This window comes from Mycetocola spongiae (genome assembly GCF_020424085.1).
Classification (GTDB): domain Bacteria; phylum Actinomycetota; class Actinomycetes; order Actinomycetales; family Microbacteriaceae; genus Mycetocola; species Mycetocola spongiae.
Window position 1 is genome coordinate 1800820 of the sequence record NZ_CP080203.1, and the last position, 15747, is coordinate 1816566.

Consider the following 15747-nt stretch of genomic DNA (forward strand, 5'->3'; position numbering starts at 1 on the left):
TGATTTTGTCGGTGGCCGAATAGGTCCAGTGTAGTATCCATGGTTCGACGGTCAGACCATTGACGCGGGCTAGGCGCGCGCCTCGGCCGCATGCTCCGCGCGGAACTCGGACTCCAGTTCGCGGCGGATCTTCACGGCAAATTGCGACTCATCCAGCTCCACATCGTCCCAGGTCACGATGCCGTCCTTCGGGACATCGCGAATGAGCTTGGCGCCGTGGGCGAGACCCAGCGGCAGCGCGTTCACCGCGAGCGAGGCGGAGGCCGGTGCGAGCTTCCCGAAGACCGTATAGCCGCCCTCGCCGTCGAGCGTGGTGCCCGCGGTCAGGCCGGTCTTGGCGGTGGTCACCACATCGCCGCGGAAGCCGGTGGGCGCCCCGGTGGCCTCGCCGCGCAGCACGGCGGAGGCGATCGAGACCCCCAGCTCCAGGCCGATCATGTGATACGGGCGATACAGCGATCCATAGCGTCCGGTGGAATCGGTGTGGACGCCGTATTCCTCGAAGCACTGCACGGCATAATCCGTGGTGGCCTCAAACGTGACATAAACACCCCAACGCAGGTTATCCGGGACCTCGGTGCCGTCGCGGTACATGCTGGAGGCGATCTCCACGGTGCCGCGCCGGGTCAGGCTTCCACCGGCCAGGCGGTTCTCGCGGAAGACGGTGGGCAGGTCGTCCTTGCTCGCGGGCGGGAAGAGCAGGCCCTCGTCCTGGGGAAGCAGGCCCGTGCCATTGGCCACGGCCGCCATCTCGATCGCGGATTTGGTGCCGTCGAGGAAGGAGTTAAACATCTTCGGGTTATAGTCCCCGCCGGCGAGCTGCTCGGGGGTGAACCCATAGTAGTTCCACACTGTATCGGGGGTGGAATAGTTATATTCGGGCAGATATTTGGTGCCCTTGCCGGCGGCCACCACGTCAAAGCCCACGGTGCGGCACCAGTCCACGAGTTCGCAGATGAGGGCGGGCTGATCGCCATAGGCCATCGAGTAGATGACGCCGGCGGCCTGGGCACGACGCTGCAGGAGCGGCCCCACCATGCAATCGGCCTCCACGTTGACCATGATGACGTGCTTGCCGTGATCGATCGCGGTCACCGCGTGATACGTGCCGATCAGGGGGTTACCCGTGATTTCCAGGACCACCTCGATCGCATCGTGGGTGAGGAGACCCTCGGAGTTATCCATGACGGCGGTGCCGCCGGTGCGCAGCGCCTCGTCGATCGAGGAGGCCGCATAGCGCTCGCTCGGCCAGCCGGTGCGGGCGAGGGCCTCGCGCGCCTTGGCGGTATTGATATCGGCCACGGCCACGACGTGGATATTTGCGCTCCCCACGGCCTGGGTCAGGAACATCGAGGAGAATTTGCCCGCGCCGATCACACCAACCCGGATGGGCCCGGCCTCCGCGGTGCGCTTCTGCATGAGGGAAAAAAGATTCACGTGCTACTCCTTTGTAGGCGGCACCGCCGCGGGCTGCCGGTTTAGTCTTCCGAGACTCGTTGGTCTGACCATCAAGCCAGCATAACGATAACATTGGTCTGACCATCAGTCAATCCCGGCCCGGGGTTTGCCCGCGGGGTGCGGTTTTCCGGCGGCGGAACGCCCGGCGGCAGCGGCGCGGGTATCGCCGGGATATTCGCGGTACTCGCGCACGGCGCTAGCGTGGGATCGGCGCGAGGATTTTTCGGCGCAGCGCGGCATCACGGCAGCGCGGCAGCACGGCAGCACGGCAGCACGAAGATGCCGCGTTTTTGGCGGGATGCGGCCGCCCGCGGCCCCGGGTAGCGGAGCGCTAGCGCGGCAGCGGGGCCTCGATCAGGACCGGACCCAGCGTGGGGGCGGTGAGCGCCTGGTCCAGATCCGCGCGCGTGGCCACCCGGCGATACTCCCAGCCATAGGCCGCGGCGAGCGATTCCAGGTTCACCGATTGAGGCGTAAAAAGCACCCGTTCGGCCAGGGCCGCGGGGGCGGAATCGGATACCTCAAGCCCGTCAAAGATGGTTCCGCCGCCGTCATTGCCCACGATCACCTGGAGCCGGGGGGCGCTCTCGCCGTCCACGCGCAGGAGCGAACCCACATCGTGCAGCAGCGTCAGGTCCCCGAGCAGCACCCGGGTCACCCCGGTGGGATTATCGGCCTGGCTGGCCAGCGCGATTCCGGTCGCGGTGGCCACGGTGCCGTCGATCCCGGCGAGCCCGCGGTTGGCAAAAACCGAGACCTTTTTGCCGGTCAAAAACTCATCGGCCACCCGGATCAGGCGCGAGGCGCCAAAGACCAGGCGGTCGTGCGGCCAGGTTGCGCGCCACAGCGCCTCCACCAGCACGCGGCGATCGATCGGGGCCCGCACCGCGGCGAATTCTCCCCGCACATAGGCGAGGCGCGTGGCCGGGTCATGCGAGTGCGCGGCCTCCAGATCGGGGGCGGTATCAATCGAGCGTTCCCGGATCAGCTCGCGCGCCGTCACGATCCAGTGGGCGAGCCATGCGCGATCGGCGGCACCCTCGGCCACCACGCAGGACGCGGCCACCTCGGCGTTATGGCCGGGGTCATAGCTCTCGCCCTCGCCCGGCTGCACCACGATGGCCTGCACGCCCGCGCGGGCCAGCAGCGCGGGCACCTCGCGGCTGAGCGTGGGCTGGCCAAAGACCACCACGCGCTCCACCAGCCCACCAAACTCGGGATCGGCGAGCATCTCGCGATAGGGCACCACGAGGTTGCGGCCATAGCGGCTGCCGCTGGAAATCTCGGCGATCAGCGGCCAGCCGCCGCGATGCGCAAGCTCCTCGGCATCCGGCCCGGCGCCGTTTCCGGCGATCACCACCGTGCGCGGGCCGCGCTCCAGCACGCGCGGCTCCCGCGGTGCGGGCTCGGGAAATACGGGCGCCAGGAGCGCCTCCTCGGCACTCTCCCGGGGCGAGGGGGAGGCGGGGCCGGCGCTGGAGAGCGGGGCCCGGAAGGCGATATTCAACTGCACGGGGCCCGGACGGCGCGCGGCCCCGGGGCCGCCAAGCGCCGCGGTGAGGGCCCGGCCGGCATACTCGCGCGCGCGGGCGATCTCGTCCACCTCCGCGGCGGGGGCCTCAATATCCAGGCTCAGCCGCGCGGCTTCCCCGTAGAGGTGGGGCTGATCGGTGGTCTGATTGGCGCGGATTCCGCGCAGTTCGGTGGGGCGATCAGCGGTCAGCAGCAGCAGCGGAATGCCCGAGTGGTGGGCCTCCAGCACCGCGGGGTGCAGATTCGCGGCGGCGGTGCCGCTGGTCACGATGACGGGTACCGGCAGCCCGGTCTCGGCGGCGAGACCCAGCGCGAGAAAACCCGCTGAACGCTCATCGATGCGCACCCAGAGTCGCACCCGCTCGGCGGCCTCCTCCTCGGCCGCGGCGAGCGCAAGTGCCTGCGAGCGCGAGCCCGGGCACAGCACAATATCGCGCACACCCGCGGAAATCAGGGCGGAGAGGAACGCGCGCGAAAATACCGTGGCGGGAGCGTCCGGGAGCATTACCGGGTGCCCGGTGCGTGCGGCTCGTCCTCGGGGCCGTTATTATCCTCGCGGCCATAGGTGGCGGGGCCATCGGGCAGATCGGATTCGGAGTCCAGCGCGGCGAGCTCCTCCTCGATCTTGCGAATGCGCTCATCATGCTCGGTATTGCGGCGGATATCGCCGAGGAAGCTCGGGTCGTCATCGGGTGTGCGCGGGCGGGCCGCGGGGACCCGGGCGCGACCAATCACATACCAGAGCACCATTCCCACCACGGGCAGCAGCAGGATCACCACGAGCCACACGGGCTTGCCCAGCCCCCGGATGCGATCGTTTTCCCGGAGGGCGCAGTCGATCACGGTATAAACGGTCGCCACAATGACGATGACGGCAAGGGCAAAGAGGAGACGGGCCATGCCCCTATGGTAGCCGGATCGGAGGCCCCGGGGGCTCGGCGTACACTGGAGGGGTGAAAGCCTTGCTCCCCGTGATCTATTACACCGTCCTCCGCCTACTCGCGTTTGCCGTGCCGCTGGGCCTGCTGATCTGGGTGGGCGTCCCCCCGATGTGGTCGGCGCTGGTCGCGGCGGTCACCGGCCTGGCCGTGTCCCTGGTCTTTTTGCGCACCTCGCGCGAGAAGGTTTCCGGGTCCCTCTATGAGGCCCGCCACCCCGCCTATGAGCATGTGGGTGCCGATGAGGAGGCCGAGGACGATCTCTATGAGGACGAGGATCCGCGCCCGGCCGCGCCCTCGGCCTAGCGCTTAACCGGGGGCGGGCCGCGGAATCATTCCGCGGCCCGCCCCTTTTTTATGCCTAGATGAAGAGGCCAAACCCGAGGGTCAGGCCGTAGATCAGCTGGGCAATACCGGTGAGTTTCAGCGCGAGGATAAACTCGCGCGCGGTCTTCGCGGTGAGCACAATCAGGATCAGCGGCAGGATCGCCAGCAGGCTGAAGAGCACCATCCAGGCCGGCGGGTAGAAGATCGCGATCCAGGTGCCCGCGAGCACCGCAAGCAGCAGCAGCACCACATAGCTGATGCGCGAGGCCGTGGCCCCGATCCGCACCGAGAGGGTGCGCTTGCCCGCCTCGCGGTCCTGCTCAATATCGCGCAGGTTATTTACGATCAGGGTGGCCACGGCGATAAAGCCCGCGCCGGCCCCGCCGATCCACGCGGCCTGCGGGACGTTACCGACCTGCACAAACGTGGTGCCCACGGTGGCGACCAGCCCAAAGAAGATAAAAACAAAAAGTTCGCCGAGGCCCATATAGCCATAGGGGCGCTTCCCGCCGGTATAGAACCAGGCGGCCACGATCGCGAGCGCACCCACGGCGAGCAGCCACCACTGCTGGGAGGCGATTACGAGGGCGAGCCCGGCAAGCGCGGCAATCGCAAAAAACGCCAGGGCCACGTTCAGGACCGTGCGGGCCTTCGCGCGGCCGCTGCCCACGAGGCGGCTCGGGCCCACGCGGTGCTGATCGGTGCCGCGGATGCCGTCCGAATAGTCATTGGCGAAGTTCACGCCGATCTGCAGGGAGATCGCCACCACAAGACACAGCAGGGCGCGCACCCAGTGATAGGCGCCGGGGTCGCTCGCGGAGAGTGCGGCGCCGGTTCCGATCGCGACGGGCGCGATGGCCATCGACAGCGTGAACGGCCGGGCCCCGTTGATCCAATCGCCCGCGCGCGCGGGGCGCACCTCGGACATTTGCCGGGCCGCGGGGTTTCCGCTCTTGCCGGTGCCCTTGGGCACATTGCGCAGTTTCTTGGATGCGTGTGAGTCCGACACCTGGGCCGGGGGGAAACGCTGCTGTTTAGCCACCAACGGGTAACCTCCTGTAGTCGTAGTGGAGTTTACGCGATTTGCGACCCAAACGCGCGTGATTACGGCGTCGGGGGAAGCGCGGCGATCCTCGCGGTGAGGCCGCGACGATCGGGTTTCCCCGAGGACAGCAGCGGGATTTTCTCCACCCGGATCAACCGCGCCGGGCGGGCTGCCACCCCGATCACGCGCTCGCATTCGGCGCGGGCGAGCGCCAGCAGGGCCGCATCCGGATCCTCTCCCGCGGGCAGCACCAGTACCGGGACCTGCCCCCAGCGCGCATCGGGCGCGGCGACCACCACGGCCGGGGAGAGCCCGGGCAGGCCGCGCAGCAGGTTCTCGATCCGGTCCAGGCTCACGTTGATGCCCCCCGAGATCAGGACGTTATCGCGCCGGCCGGTGATGCTGACCCCCGCGTCAGCACTCACGGTTCCGGCATCCCCGGTATGGAAGCGGCGGTCATCGCCGGTGCCGCTCAGCGCGCGGGCGGTGGCCGCGTGGTCCCAGCCTCCCGCGGCATCCAGATAGCCGCGCGCGAGCGTGGGGCCGCCGAGGAGGATCTCGCCGCCCACGCTCTCCGCGATCACCCCGGGCAGCGGATGCCCGTCGTATACGCAGCCACCCCCGGTCTCGCTGGAGCCATAGGTGCGCACGAGGGTGATGTCGGCGGCCGCGGCACGCGCGCGCAGCGGCCCCGGGGTGAACTGGCCGCCGACCAGCACCGCGCTATAGCGGGCGAGGGACGCGGCGTGATTCTCGTCGAGCAGCCGCTCCACCTGCGCCGGGACGAGGGAGGTATAGAGCCGCGGGGAGCGGGCGGCCGCGCGCTCGGTGGCCGCGGCAAATTCCGCCGGATCAAAGATCCCGCCCGGCAGCGACTCGGGTGAGGTCCCGGCCACGTGCGAGCGAATCAGCACCTGGAGGCCGGCGATATAGTGCGCGGGCAGCGCCAGCACCCAGGTGCCCGGGCCGCCGAGGACCTCCTCGGTGGCGCGGGCCGAGGCGAGCAGCGCATGCCGGGAATGCGCGATGCGCTTGGGGATGCCCGTGGAGCCCGAGGTGGACACCACGAGGTCCACGCCCGCGGGCACGGTGGCCGCGGGCCCCGCGGGCGCACCCTCGGGGGCCAGCGCGGGGCCGCGCCCCTCCAGGAGTTCGGCGAGGGCCGCGATCAGTCCCGGCAGATCCCGGGTATCCACGCCCCGCAGTTCGCGCACTAGAACTGCCAGGGGTAGGCGGACCAGTCGGGGGCGCGCTTTTCCAGGAAGGAATCGCGTCCCTCCACGGCCTCATCGGTGCCATAGGCCAGGCGGGTGGCCTCGCCCGCGAAGACCTGCTGGCCCACCATGCCGTCGTCCACGGCATTAAACGCAAATTTCAGCATCCGGATCGCGGTGGGCGATTTGGTCAGGATCGTGCGGGCCCAGGCCAGCGCCGTGGGCTCCAGCTCGGCATGCGGCACAACCCGGTTCACGGCGCCCATCTCATAGGCGCGCTGCGCCGAGTATTCCTCGGCGAGGAAAAATACCTCGCGGGCGAATTTCTGCCCGATCTGGCGCGCAAAATAGGCGCTGCCATAGCCGGCGTCAAAGGAGCCCACATCCGCATCGGTCTGCTTAAACTTGCCGTGCTCGGCACTGGCGATCGTGAGATCACACACCACGTGCAGCGAGTGTCCGCCGCCCGCGGCCCAGCCGGGAACCACGGCGATCACCACCTTGGGCATCATCCGGATCAGGCGCTGCACCTCCAGGATGTGCAGGCGGCCGGAGCGGGCCAGGTCCACACCCGAGGCCTCCTCGGAATCGGAGTATTTATAGCCGTCGCGGCCGCGGATGCGCTGATCCCCGCCCGAGCAGAACGCCCATCCGCCATCGCGCGGGCTCGGGCCGTTGCCCGTGAGCAGGACCACGCCGATGCGCGGGTTCATGCGGGCGTCATCCAGCACCGCATAGAGCTCGTCCACGGTGCGGGGGCGGAACGCATTGCGCACCTCGGGCCGGTTAAAGGCGATGCGGGCCACCTGGCCGTGCACATCCTGGTGATACGTAATATCGGTGAGGGCCTCAAATCCGGGGACGGTATTCCACTCACTGGCATCAAAAATTTCCGAGACGGTCATGCCCTCCAGCATATGACCCCGCGGCCGTGCGGCCCTAGCGGCACAGCCGGGTGTACTCCCCCACGGCGCGCTCGCTCACGGAGATCACCGCCATGACGGCTCCGGGATCGGCGTTGCCGGGGTTGCCTCCCAGACCCTCCAGGGCATCGCCCACGTCCTGGATCGAGGTGCGCGCAGCGCCGGCGACCGCGGCCACCTCGGGGTTGCTCACGTTATTCAACGCTGTCTCGATATCGGCATCGATCCCGTCAAAGAGCGCGCGGGGCGAATCCGGCCGGGCGTCGCCGCCCAGCAGCGCCTCCTGCATCCGCTCCTGGGCACCGGAGATCGGCTCGCGCAGGATCGCGCAGGCCGCGGCCACGCTCTGCCCGCCCGGGGCTGCGCAGCCGGTCAGGATAAGGCCCGCGGCGGCAAGACAGAGCAGGCTCAGGGAGCGGGACACGGGGCGGGAGTGCATGTGGACGGGGCCTTCCGGGCGGGGAATAAAAAACGTCCCTCGCGGGACGCAGATTTCAGGCTACCCGGTTGCTGCGCCGCGCCGGGGCCCGCGGTCGGCGCGTGATGCGGGACCTGTCGCCCCCTCAACACGGAGGCCGCGCGGACTCCGAGGAATCCGCGCGGCCGCCGCATTGCGTGGGAGACTAGCCTCCGCAGAGGGCGCTGAACTTTTCGCCCGCGGCCTGGCCAGAGGACATGATCTCGTTCAGGGCCGTAACGTCTACCGAGGCGGGGTCAACGGAGATCTGCTGCAGCAGGTCACCCATCGATTCGAACATATCGCGCAGCGGCGCGGCGGCGGCGGTGACCTCGGCGTTGGAGCCTTCTTCAAGCGAGGCGTCAAAGTCAGTTACCAGCTTTTTCATGGCGTCGGAGGCCGTGGTTGCGGCGCCCTCGGCCATCGGGTTGCTGGCGAACGCGCCCACCGACTGCTGCATTTCCTGGCTTGCGGTGACCATCTGGGTGTTTACAATCTTGCAGGCCTCGGCCACGCTCTTCTCGGCGGGTGCCTTGCTGGGCTTCGCCGCGCTGCTGGAACCGGTCGAGGACGCGGTCTCGGTGTTGCCGGCGGAGCATCCGGTGAGGGCGAGGCCGCTCAGGGCAACAACCACGGCGAGGGTGGACAGGCGGGATTTTGCAATTTTCATCATGAGAATACTTTCCGCAGGCACCCCGATAGTCAGGTTCGATTTCCCCCCGGCCGTCGGACCGAGATTTTCCCCGCCATTACGCGGGAAGAGTGAGGGTGCGTGCGCGGTTAAATCTAGCAGAGCGCACCGACGGGGTGGCCTCGCGAGGGCGAAGTCCACCCCACCGGGGCGCAGCTATGTCGGATTCCGACCCCACACAGTCATTGCGCGGGTGGGAAGTGGGCTAGATCCAGGAACCGTATTTGCGGATATAAAGGTTCTTGCAGAACTGGGTGAGGACACAATATGCCGCCAGCGTGGCCACGAGCCAGGGGAAATAGCTCAGCGGCAGCGCCACGAGGCCCAGCCCCTGGCCCCAGCCGGTAAACGGCAGGACCAGCCCAAAGATGCAGACCGCGCCCGTGGCCAGCAGCACCGGCAGGCTTGCAATCGACTTCAGGAACGGGACCCGGCGGGTGCGGATCATGTGCACAATCAGGGTCTGCGAGATGATCGATTCAATAAACCAGCCGGACTGGAAGAGCGCCGCCTGGTCCGGGGAGTTCGCCGAGAAGACAAACCACATCAGGGCAAACGTGGAAATATCAAAGATCGACGAGATCGGTCCGATCCGAATCATGAACCGGGACAGGCTGCCGGCGTCCCAGGTGCGCGGCTTGCGCAGGTCCTCGGGATCCACCCGGTCCCAGGGCAGGGTCAGCATGGACAGGTCATAGCTGAGGTTCTGCACCAGCACCACAAGCGGGATCATCGGGATAAACGGCAGCAGCGCGCTGGCCACCAGCACCGAGAACATATTGCCGAAGTTCGAGGAGGCCGTCATCTTGATGTATTTCATGGTGTTAATAAATGTGCGCCGCCCCTCGATCACACCCTTTTCCAGGACCATCAGATCCTTTTCCAGCAGGATAATATCGGCCGATTCCTTGGCGATATCCACCGCTGTGTCCACCGAGATTCCCACGTCCGCGGCGCGCAGCGCGGGGGCGTCGTTAATGCCATCGCCGAGGAAACCCACGGTATGGCCGTTCTCGCGCAGGGCCTCCACGATCTGGGCCTTCTGCACCGGGTTGATCTTGGCAAAGAGGGTGGCCGTCTCGACCCGCTCCCGCAGCCGCTCCGGGTTCAGCCCCTCGAGCTCCGTTCCGAGCACCGTATCGCGGGGGTCCAGGCCCACCGCGCGGCATACCGTGCGTGCCACCAGCTCGTTATCTCCGGTGATGACCTTCACCGCCGTGCCGTGCTCGCGGAGCACCGCGATGGCCTCGGCCGCGGAGGCCTTGGCGGGATCGAGGAACGCGAGGAACCCGATCAGCGTGAGCTCGCTCTCATCCGCGGTCTCGTATTCGCGCCGGGGGCCGTCCCCGGGGGAGAACGACCGTGTGGCCACGGCGAGAACGCGCAGGCCCTGCTCGTTCTGAGCGTCCACGAGGGCGCGGATTTCCTCCAGCCGGGACGCGCTCAGTCGCACGCTATCGCGGCCGATCAGCTCGGTCTCGCAGCACTCCAGGAGCTCCTCCACGGCCCCCTTGGTGATCAGGAAGTGGGAGAATCCATCGTCCACAACCACCGACATCCGCCGCCGCTCAAAATCAAACGGAATCTCGTCCACGAGCGTATATTCGGCCTCGATCCGGGCGATCTCATCGGGGCCCGCGGCCTCGATCACCGCGGCATCAAGCAGGTTGCGCAGCCCCGTCTGGAAGTGCGCATTTGCGGCGCCGAGGCCCAGCGTGGTTTCGCTGCCGCGCCCGGTCACGTCGAGGTGACGCTCCAGGACGATGCGGTCCTCGGTGAGTGTTCCGGTTTTATCGGTGCACAGCACGTCCATCGCGCCGAGGTTCTGGATCGAGTTGAGGCGCTTCACGATCACCTTATTGCGGGCCATCAGCCCCGCACCCTTGGCGAGGTTCGCGGTCACGATCAGCGGCAGCATCTCGGGGGTCAGCCCCACCGCGGTGGTTACCCCAAATAGGAATGCGGTGGTCCAGTCCTTGGTGAGCCCGTTGATCAGGAAGACCACGGGCACCATGACCAGCATGAACCGTATCAGCGTGAGGCTGACCGATTTGATGCCCTTATCAAAGGCCGTCTCGGGGCGGGTGCCCAGGAGCGAGGAGCTCATGCCGCCAAAATAGGTCTGCGAGCCGGTGCGCAGGACCACGGCGGTTCCGGAGCCGGAGACCACCGAGGTGCCCATAAACCCGAGGTTGCTTGCGGAGAGCACCTCGGATGCGCGGATCTGTTCCAGCGCGGCCACGGTTTTTTCCACGGGCAGGGCCTCGCCGGTGAGCATCGACTGGTTCACCTGGAGGTTTTTGGTGCGCACAAAGCGCACGTCTCCGGGCACAATATCCCCCGCGGCGAGGGTCACAATATCGCCGGGCACAATCTCCTCCAGCGGGATCTCCCGGGATACCGAGCGATCGCTTTCGCGCCGGGTGACCTGCACGGTGGTGCGCACCATTTTTTTCAGTTCCTCGGCGGCCCGTGAGGAACGGTATTCCTGCCAGAACCGCAGCACGGCGCTGATCAGCACCATCGCGGCGATCACGCTCACGCCGGTGTACTCGGGGCCCTCGGCCGGATCGGCGAGGATCACATCCGTCACAAGCATGATCGCAAAGAGGAAGATCAGCACGATGATAAACGGATTGGTGAAGGTGCGCAGAAACTGCAGGAGCGCCGGGGCGGGCTTATCGTGGCGCACCTGATTGGGGCCATAGCGGGCCTGCCGGAGGGCCACCTTTTTGGGGCTCAGCCCGGCAATCGAGGTGCCCTCCGTCTGGAAGGTATCCTCCGGGCTGCGCAGGGCTGCCTCGCGCAGCGCACGCTGCTGGGATTCGGAGACCGCGATGGTCTTTTCGAGTGTGGTCCGGCGCCGCGGCGCCGTGCCGGTCGGGTTCGGGTTACGGATTTCGGGGGCGTTGAGCTTCATGATCGGTGGTCCTTCGGGGAGGCGCGTCCGGGCACGCCGATCACCCCGGGGCTGCGGCAGCGGGGCACGCCAAACGGCGGCCGCTTCCGGGGCGGGGAGAATCGAGCGGGCGTGGAATCACGCAAAAAATAATCTGAGCGGGGGCGCTGCGCGCGGGGCCGGCACACTCATTATTGACCGCCCGGGCGGCACCCTGGGCCGCGTTCCGCGCCTAGGCGCGCGGTGAGGCGGCGGGGTGCCCGCCGGTGGGGGTCATCCATAATAAGTGGGGGCGCGGCGCGCGCCGACTAGGTCCGTCGTCCATTGCGGTCACCTCACGGAAAAATATCGGGCGCACAATAAAGAAGGCAAAAATATCCGCTCGCAAGGGAAAGCCTCGATTGCCGGGATATCTGCGTCACCTCCACGTAAGAGCTTTGACACTGCACGACGTATCCAAAAATTTTGGAAGCCACTTTGGATAACCCCTTAATCCGGGGATATCTGTCCTAACCTTGGGCATCTCTCGATGTCGTCAGATCAGTGGCCTTTATTCGTGCAGGAGCCTCGCCTAACGAAGTGCTGCGTGTGGAACCCTATCACCGGTGGGGATGGTGTGCAATACGGGGCCCCCGTGGCGGCGGCGAGGTTTTCAAATCTCACGCCGCACCCTAGGCTCGGGGCATGCGACTCATCCTCATTCGTCACGGACAGACCCCCTCCAATGTTGCCGGTGTGCTGGATACCCGGGTGCCGGGCCCCGGCCTGACCGAGCGGGGCCACGAGCAGGCCCTGATCCTGGGGCGGGAACTTGATGAGCCGATCGAGGCGATCTTTGCCAGCGTGCAGGTGCGCTCGCAGATCACCGCGGCCCCGCTCGCGGAGCGGCTGGGCCTGGAGGTGGCGATCCGCGAGGATCTGCGCGAGATCGACTGTGGCGAGTTTGAGATGCGGGATGATACGGACGCGATCCACGGCTATCACGAGGCCCTGCTGGCCTGGGTCGAGGGCGACCGCGCGGTGCGCATGCCCGGGGCCGAGGACGGCCACGAGGTTTATGACCGCGTGAATCGTGTGGTGGCCGAGGCGGAGGCCCTGGGCCTAAATACCGTGGCGCTTGTGGCCCACGGCGCGCTGATCCGCTCCTGGGTGGGGGCGCACGCGGGCAATATCGCCCCGGGCTTCGCCCGCGAAAACATCATGCCCAATACCGGGGTGGCCATCCTCGAGGGCTCCTCCCGGGAGGGCTGGATCCTGGAGAGCTGGGTGGGCACCCCGCTCTCCCCCGGCACCGCGGGGGCCTAGACCCGCCGCGCCGCCCGCCGGTCACGCGCGCATCGGCGCCCGTGATCCTGCGCGCGGGCACGCCCGTGCCCGCCCGACGCTCACCGGCGGCACCAAAATCCCGCAGGATTCTGGGGATCCCGGGGTCTTTTCCCCCGGTTTTGATCCCCGCCTGCGCCCTCCTTTCCGGACCCGCCGTGCCCCGTGCGCGGCGGGTCTTTCGCGACCGCGCGCCGCCGCGACGGGTGCTACAGTAAATACGTCTGACTTATTACGTGCTCCCCGCGGCGTTCCCTGCGCCGCAACGCGACATCCGGAATCAAAGGAGAAACCACCTATGTCCACGCACACGCCTCCCCTCATCGTGATGGGCGTCTCCGGCTCGGGAAAGTCCACCATTGGACAGGCCCTCGCCGATAGCTTTGGCCTCACCTTCATCGACGGCGATGACCTGCACCCGAGCGCCAATAAGGCCAAGATGGCCGCCGGCCACCCCCTGAACGATGAGGACCGCGCCCCGTGGCTCGAAATCATCGCGCAGCGGATCGGATCGGAACTGGCCGAGGGCCACCCGATCGTCGTGGCCTGCTCCGCGCTGAAGCGCCGCTATCGCGATCAGCTGGTCGCCTATGCGCCCGAGACCGCCTTTATTCACCTGCGCGGCGACCGCGCGCTCATCGCCGAGCGCCAGCTGCACCGCAACCACGAATATATGCCCAATAGCCTGCTCGACTCGCAGTACAACACCCTCGAACCTCTCGAGGATGGCGAAATCGGCATTGCCATCGATCCGGCCGGAACACCGGAACAGATCGTGGCCGCCGTGCGCCAGTATCTCTCTTCACCAACCAGTTAGGACCACGATGACCGGAGAATGGTCTCTCCTCTGGGAGCTCCCCACCTGGGGTTTGCTTCTCGTCGCGGCGGGCTCTATTGCCCTGCTGCTTGCCCTCATCATCTGGGGGCGCATCCACGCATTCCTCGCGCTTGTTATTGTGAGCGTGCTCACGGCAATCGCCACGGGCATCCCCACGTCCCAGCTGGTCACGGTCCTCACCACGGGCTTTGGCGGAACCCTGGGCAGCGTGGCGCTCCTGGTGGGACTGGGCGCGATGCTGGGCCGGATGCTCGAGACCAGCGGTGGCGCCAAGGTGCTCACCGACGCCCTGATTAATAAGTTTGGCGAGAAGCGCGCACCGCTGGCACTCTCCCTCGCCTCGCTGATGATGGGTTTTCCGATCTTCTTCGACGCGGGCCTCGTGGTCATGCTGCCGATCATCTTCACCGTGGCGCGACGCCTGGGCGGCTCGCTGCTGACCTATGCCTTCCCCGCGGCCACCGCATTCTCCGTGATGCATATCTTTGTGCCCCCGCACCCCGGACCGGTCGCGGCCACGGGCCTGCTCGGCGCCGATGTGGGTCTTGTGCTGGTATTTGGCCTGATCGTCGCGATCCCCACCTGGTATGTGGTGGGTCACCTCTTCGGAGGCTATGTGGGCCGCAAATATAATATTGCGATCCCCGATATTCTCTTCGGCGCACAGAACGACGAATCGGGAGATAAGTTCAAGTCCAGCCCCAAGCTGGGCACCGTCCTCTTCCTGCTGCTGCTTCCGCTTGGCCTGATCTTCCTCAATACCGGCCTGAACGCCCTGGCCACCGCGGGCGTGGTATCGCTCGAGGACGGCTGGGTTCAGGTTCTGCGCCTGCTCGGCGAGACCCCGATTGCGCTGCTGATCACCGTGGTCCTGGCGATGTGGCTGCTCGGCTGGCGCACCGGCAAGCCCGGCTCGCTTGTGGAGACCATCGTGGACAGCGCCCTCGGCCCGGTCTGCTCGATCATCCTGATCACGGGTGCCGGTGGAATGTTTGGTGGCGTGCTGCGCGAGTCCGGCATCGGCGGCGCAATCGCCGATTCGCTGGATAGCCTGGGCCTGCCGCTGATTCTCGCGGGCTTTGTGATCGCCGCTATCGTGCGCATTGCACAGGGTTCGGCCACGGTCGCCCTGACCACCGCCGCCGCCCTCGTGCAGCCGGTGATCCTCACCAGCGGCTATAACCCCGTGCAGCTGGCCGCCGTGGTGCTGGCCCTGGCCGCCGGATCGGTCTTCGCCGGCCACGTGAACGACTCGGGCTTCTGGCTCGTGAGCCGCTTCTTTGGCATGGACACCCAGACCACGCTGAAAACCTGGACCGTGGGCCAGGCGCTTGTCGCCGTGGTGGGCTTTGTGATCGCCCTCGCGATCTTCCTGGTCGCCAGCGCCTAGAACCCCAAAGGGCCCCGGTGAGCATGCTCGCCGGGGCCCTTTTGCGCGCCTAGTTAAAAACCTGGAGGGCGTTGATAATCGGGGTGTCCCCGTCGTTAAAGGGAAGCGTGCGTCCCTCGGTGCCCGGCACGTTCAGCACCTCGGCGGCCACGAGCGCGACGTTTTCGCGGCGCACGCTCCCGGACTCGCGGGTGATCGAGATAGTGCCGGTTGCCGGCTCATCGATCAGCCGGCTCGGGCCGAGGATGGTCCAGGCCAGGTTTGAGCGGCGCAGATAATCATCGGCCTCGGCCTTGGCCTGCGCATAGGCGTGGAAGCTATCGTCCACGGGAATACTATGTTCCAGGCTGGACCCCTGATAGGACACCATGACATAGCGGGCGACTCCGGCGCGCTCGGCGGCATCCATCGAGCGGATCGCGGCATCACGGTCCACCGCAAACGTGCGCTCGGGGTTTCCGCCGCCGGCACCGGCCGACCAGATCACGGCGTCATAGCCCTCCAGCAGATCCGCGAGCTGCCAGGTGAGGAGGTTTTCCACATCGGCCAGCACGGGCTCCGCGCCGGTGGCGCTCACGTCCTCGGCATGGTCGGGGTTGCGAATAAAGGATCCGACCCGGTGGCCGCGTCCGATCAGAATTTCCGAGAGGTACAGGGCGATCTTGCCGTGTCCCCCGATAATGGCAATGCGTGACATAACATCAAGTTAGC

14 protein-coding genes and 1 riboswitch are annotated in these 15747 nt (G+C 67.0%); of the genes, 4 read left to right on the forward strand and 10 right to left on the reverse strand.

Annotation, left to right across the window (positions count from 1 at the left end; genetic code table 11):
• Positions 1–69 precede the first annotated feature (69 nt).
• From KXZ72_RS08095 to KXZ72_RS08105, 3 genes are all read right to left on the reverse strand, one after another.
• Positions 70–1437 (reverse strand): NAD(P)H-dependent oxidoreductase, encoded by a 1368-nt coding sequence (locus KXZ72_RS08095; RefSeq protein ID WP_226080062.1) that lies wholly within the window; start codon positions 1435–1437, stop codon positions 70–72.
• A 352-nt stretch (positions 1438–1789) separates the two neighbouring features.
• Positions 1790–3496: a 2-succinyl-5-enolpyruvyl-6-hydroxy-3-cyclohexene-1-carboxylic-acid synthase gene (menD, locus tag KXZ72_RS08100; protein ID WP_226080070.1), complete on the reverse strand. Its 1707-nt coding sequence runs from the start codon at positions 3494–3496 to the stop codon at positions 1790–1792.
• Positions 3496–3891 (reverse strand): PLDc N-terminal domain-containing protein, encoded by a 396-nt coding sequence (locus tag KXZ72_RS08105; protein ID WP_226080072.1) that lies wholly within the window; start codon positions 3889–3891, stop codon positions 3496–3498. The genes menD and KXZ72_RS08105 overlap by 1 nt, the downstream gene beginning before the upstream one ends.
• A 53-nt stretch (positions 3892–3944) precedes the next feature.
• On the opposite strand from KXZ72_RS08105, the gene KXZ72_RS08110 reads away from it, so the two are divergent.
• The gene (locus KXZ72_RS08110) at positions 3945–4235 is read left to right on the forward strand and encodes a DUF4229 domain-containing protein (RefSeq protein WP_226080074.1); all 291 of its coding nucleotides are present in this window, start codon (positions 3945–3947) and stop codon (positions 4233–4235) included.
• Between the two features lie 55 nt (positions 4236–4290).
• Here KXZ72_RS08110 and KXZ72_RS08115 read toward each other — a convergent pair whose 3' ends face one another.
• The 6 genes from KXZ72_RS08115 to mgtA all read right to left on the reverse strand — a co-directional run bounded on the left by KXZ72_RS08115 (position 4291) and on the right by mgtA (position 11506).
• Positions 4291–5229 carry a 1,4-dihydroxy-2-naphthoate polyprenyltransferase gene (locus KXZ72_RS08115; RefSeq protein WP_404823645.1) on the reverse strand — a complete coding sequence of 313 codons (939 nt, stop codon included), beginning with the start codon at positions 5227–5229 and terminating at the stop codon, positions 4291–4293.
• Between the two features lie 131 nt (positions 5230–5360).
• Positions 5361–6515, reverse strand: coding sequence for an AMP-binding protein (locus KXZ72_RS08120; RefSeq protein ID WP_226080076.1), 1155 nt, complete (start codon positions 6513–6515; stop codon positions 5361–5363).
• Positions 6515–7420 carry a 1,4-dihydroxy-2-naphthoyl-CoA synthase gene (locus KXZ72_RS08125; RefSeq protein WP_226080078.1) on the reverse strand — a complete coding sequence of 302 codons (906 nt, stop codon included), beginning with the start codon at positions 7418–7420 and terminating at the stop codon, positions 6515–6517. The genes KXZ72_RS08120 and KXZ72_RS08125 overlap by 1 nt, the downstream gene beginning before the upstream one ends.
• Before the next feature lie 34 nt (positions 7421–7454).
• Positions 7455–7877: a hypothetical protein gene (locus tag KXZ72_RS08130; RefSeq protein ID WP_226080080.1), complete on the reverse strand. Its 423-nt coding sequence runs from the start codon at positions 7875–7877 to the stop codon at positions 7455–7457.
• Positions 7878–8061: 184 nt separating this feature from the next.
• Positions 8062–8568, reverse strand: a complete 507-nt coding sequence (locus tag KXZ72_RS08135; RefSeq protein WP_226080087.1) for a hypothetical protein — start codon at positions 8566–8568, stop codon at positions 8062–8064.
• A gap of 223 nt (positions 8569–8791) precedes the next feature.
• Entirely contained in the window at positions 8792–11506 is a 2715-nt protein-coding gene (gene mgtA / locus KXZ72_RS08140; RefSeq protein ID WP_226080088.1) for a magnesium-translocating P-type ATPase, read from the reverse strand.
• A gap of 394 nt (positions 11507–11900) precedes the next feature.
• Positions 11901–12071, reverse strand: a riboswitch (M-box (ykoK) riboswitch).
• Positions 12072–12169: 98 nt separating this feature from the next.
• Here mgtA and KXZ72_RS08145 point away from each other — a divergent pair.
• The 3 genes from KXZ72_RS08145 to KXZ72_RS08155 all read left to right on the forward strand — a co-directional run bounded on the left by KXZ72_RS08145 (position 12170) and on the right by KXZ72_RS08155 (position 15036).
• Complete coding sequence (locus KXZ72_RS08145; protein WP_226080094.1) at positions 12170–12790, forward strand: histidine phosphatase family protein; 621 nt, start codon at positions 12170–12172, stop codon at positions 12788–12790.
• A gap of 316 nt (positions 12791–13106) precedes the next feature.
• On the forward strand, positions 13107–13625 hold the full coding sequence (locus KXZ72_RS08150) for a gluconokinase (protein ID WP_226080095.1): 519 nt from the start codon (positions 13107–13109) through the stop codon (positions 13623–13625).
• Positions 13626–13632: 7 nt separating this feature from the next.
• The gene (locus tag KXZ72_RS08155) at positions 13633–15036 is read left to right on the forward strand and encodes a GntP family permease (RefSeq protein ID WP_226080097.1); all 1404 of its coding nucleotides are present in this window, start codon (positions 13633–13635) and stop codon (positions 15034–15036) included.
• Between the two features lie 49 nt (positions 15037–15085).
• Here the strand turns inward: KXZ72_RS08155 and KXZ72_RS08160 are convergent, their stop codons facing one another.
• On the reverse strand, positions 15086–15733 hold the full coding sequence (locus KXZ72_RS08160) for an SDR family oxidoreductase (RefSeq protein ID WP_226080098.1): 648 nt from the start codon (positions 15731–15733) through the stop codon (positions 15086–15088).
• Between the last annotated feature and the right edge of the window lie 14 nt (positions 15734–15747).

Bases quoted from the DNA above. Each gene is read 5' to 3' on its own strand.
- menD (WP_226080070.1), bottom strand. From the start codon at position 3,496: ATGCTCCCGGACGCTCCCGCCACGGTATTTTCGCGCGCGTTCCTCTCC.
- KXZ72_RS08105 (WP_226080072.1), bottom strand. From the start codon at position 3,891: ATGGCCCGTCTCCTCTTTGCCCTTGCCGTCATCGTCATTGTGGCGACC.
- KXZ72_RS08125 (WP_226080078.1), bottom strand. From the start codon at position 7,420: ATGACCGTCTCGGAAATTTTTGATGCCAGTGAGTGGAATACCGTCCCC.
- KXZ72_RS08130 (WP_226080080.1), bottom strand. From the start codon at position 7,877: ATGCACTCCCGCCCCGTGTCCCGCTCCCTGAGCCTGCTCTGTCTTGCC.
- KXZ72_RS08135 (WP_226080087.1), bottom strand. From the start codon at position 8,568: ATGATGAAAATTGCAAAATCCCGCCTGTCCACCCTCGCCGTGGTTGTT.
- mgtA (WP_226080088.1), bottom strand. From the start codon at position 11,506: ATGAAGCTCAACGCCCCCGAAATCCGTAACCCGAACCCGACCGGCACG.
- KXZ72_RS08145 (WP_226080094.1), top strand. From the start codon at position 12,170: ATGCGACTCATCCTCATTCGTCACGGACAGACCCCCTCCAATGTTGCC.
- KXZ72_RS08150 (WP_226080095.1), top strand. From the start codon at position 13,107: ATGTCCACGCACACGCCTCCCCTCATCGTGATGGGCGTCTCCGGCTCG.
- KXZ72_RS08155 (WP_226080097.1), top strand. From the start codon at position 13,633: ATGACCGGAGAATGGTCTCTCCTCTGGGAGCTCCCCACCTGGGGTTTG.
- KXZ72_RS08160 (WP_226080098.1), bottom strand. From the start codon at position 15,733: ATGTCACGCATTGCCATTATCGGGGGACACGGCAAGATCGCCCTGTAC.